Origin of the sequence: Sediminibacterium salmoneum NBRC 103935 (assembly GCF_000511175.1) — a bacterium.
Classification (GTDB): domain Bacteria; phylum Bacteroidota; class Bacteroidia; order Chitinophagales; family Chitinophagaceae; genus Sediminibacterium; species Sediminibacterium salmoneum.
On the sequence record NZ_KI866530.1, the window covers coordinates 937,398 to 939,661 of the forward strand.

Consider the following 2,264-nt stretch of genomic DNA (forward strand, 5'->3'; position numbering starts at 1 on the left):
CATCTACCACCAGCTTTGGCTGATTGTCGGATGGCGCAATCTGAATGTCTTTTTCACAGGAAAGCAGGGCCAGCGCGCAACACAAAATCAGATAGTGTTTTTTCATGCTATTATAACAAACGAGTATCAAAATAGATTAGTGGATACGAAAATAGATAAAAAAAGCGCCCCCGTTTTTGGAGCGCTTTCTAAAAAATGGCTTCAGGCTATCCATACTGCCTGAAGCGGTATTATTAACCCAAATATGCTTTTAAGGCGTTGCTGTATCTTGCTTTTTGTAAGCGCTTGATGGCACGTTCCTTAATTTGTCTGATTCTTTCTTTGGTTAAATCGTACTTCATTCCGATTTGTTCAATGGTTACCCCATTTTCTCCGTCCAATCCAAAATAAGCATTTACAATTTCTGCTTCTCTTGGGCTTAATGATTTTAATACACGACGAATTTCTTCTCTTAATGAATCTTTCATGACATCTTCGTCGGTATCATCAGAACCTTCCAACAAATCTCCCATGGCAACATCTTCTGCTTCGTGCACAGGTGCATCCAGTGAAGTGTGACGGGTATTGCTCTGGAAAATATTATTGATTTCGGTTTCACTCATTTCAAGAATTTCCGCCAGCTCTTCGGTTGAAGGTTCACGCTCGTGCTCCTGTTCAAAAGCCATATATGCTTTGTTGGCCTTGTTGTAAGTACCAATTTTATTCTGAGGCAAACGAACCAAACGACCTTGTTCTGCCAATGCCTGAAGAATAGACTGACGAATCCACCATACCGCATAGGAGATGAATTTAAAACCTTTGGTTTCATCAAATCTTTGTGCAGCTTTAATTAAACCCAGATTTCCTTCGTTAATTAAATCACTCAAAGACAATCCCTGGTGTTGATATTGCTTCGCAACCGATACAACGAAACGTAAGTTGGCTTGCACCAATTTATCCAACGCTCTCTGATCTCCCATTTTAATCTTCTGCGCCAAAGTAGTTTCCTCTTCGGGGTTGATCATTGGAATTTTGGAAATCTCTTGTAAATACTTTTCTACTGCCTGGGAATCTCTGTTGGTAATCTGGGTTGCGATCTTGAGTTGCCTCATGTTGTACTGTTGCTTTTTTATATAACGAGCAGAATACCGGATTTGTTATAACAAAATTCAAAACGGTATAATTCTCCGAAAATTAAGGTAAATACAAAGGTACAATTTTACAATGAATTTCATGCTTAAACCCGCAAAAAAACTTGGTAATTCCATCAAAATCAAGCTTATTTGTAAAAAAGCTGGATTTATGATTGATTTCAGATCGGATACGGTAACCCGGCCTACAGCCGCTATGTTGAAAGCCATGCAGGAAGCCGTTGTGGGAGACGATGTTTTTGGGGAAGACCCCACCATCAATGAATTGGAGAAATATAGTGCAGAATTATTTAATATGGAAGCTGGCTTGTTCTGTCCCAGCGGCACAATGACCAATCAGATTGCCATTAAATGCCATACCCAGCCTGGTGATGAAGTAATTTGTGAAGCCCTCTCCCACGTTTACCTGTATGAAGGCGGTGGAATTGCTTCCAATTCAGGTGCATCCGTGCAATTGATTCCAGGCAATTTTGGAAGGATTACAGCCGACCAGGTAGCAGCAGCGGTTAACAATAAGGAAGACGTACATCGTCCGTTGAGCCGTTTGGTAAGTCTGGAGAATACCGCTAACCGAGGCGGAGGAACCTGTTACAATTTCAATGATATTCAATTAATTAAAGAAGTTTGCTTAAATAATAATTTAAGCTTACACTTAGATGGAGCCCGTGTTTTTAATGCTATTGTTGCCAAAAAGGAACACCCCGAACAGTACGGTCAGGTTTTTGATTCTGTCTCGGTTTGCCTGAGCAAAGGCCTTGGGGCACCTGTAGGAAGTGTTCTGCTTGGTAATAAGGATTTTATAAAAAGAGCCCGCAGAATTAGAAAAGCCCTGGGTGGAGGAATGCGTCAGGCAGGTTATCTGGCAGCTGGCGCCTTATTCGCACTGAAACATCAGGTAAATCGGTTAGAAGAAGACCATCATCATGCAGCACTGATTGTGGATGCACTACAAAAAAAGGATTTTGTGGGCACCATCCCACCTGTGGAAACCAATATTATTCTATTTGAAGTCAAGGGCAGATTTACCCCCAAATCATTGGTGGAAGTATTGGCATCAAAAGGCATTCTGGCCATTGCCATGAGCCCAACCCAGGTGAGAATAGTCGTGGGAGGCAAGGCACACAGGGGGATAGG

Annotated in this window: 3 protein-coding genes; 2 read left to right on the plus strand and 1 reads right to left on the minus strand. The window is 41.7% G+C overall.

The features are described from left to right. The coding region (locus P767_RS18650; RefSeq protein WP_216593206.1) for a hypothetical protein at nt 1-223 on the plus strand (223 nt) is incomplete at its 5' end. Between the two features lie 10 nt (nt 224-233). On the opposite strand, the gene P767_RS0104535 is transcribed toward P767_RS18650, so the two are convergent. Then, nucleotides 234-1,091 carry a sigma-70 family RNA polymerase sigma factor gene (locus tag P767_RS0104535; protein WP_026751778.1) on the minus strand — a complete coding sequence of 286 codons (858 nt, stop codon included), beginning with the start codon at nt 1,089-1,091 and terminating at the stop codon, nt 234-236. A 190-nt stretch (nt 1,092-1,281) separates the two neighbouring features. Between P767_RS0104535 and P767_RS15875 the strand changes: the two genes are divergently transcribed. Beyond that, nucleotides 1,282-2,264 (plus strand): threonine aldolase family protein (locus P767_RS15875; protein ID WP_084799981.1); only part of this gene is annotated, 983 nt, incomplete at its 3' end.

Excerpts from the sequence above, each read along its gene's own strand:
- P767_RS0104535 (WP_026751778.1), bottom strand. The coding sequence starts at position 1,091 with ATGAGGCAACTCAAGATCGCAACCCAGATTACCAACAGAGATTCCCAG.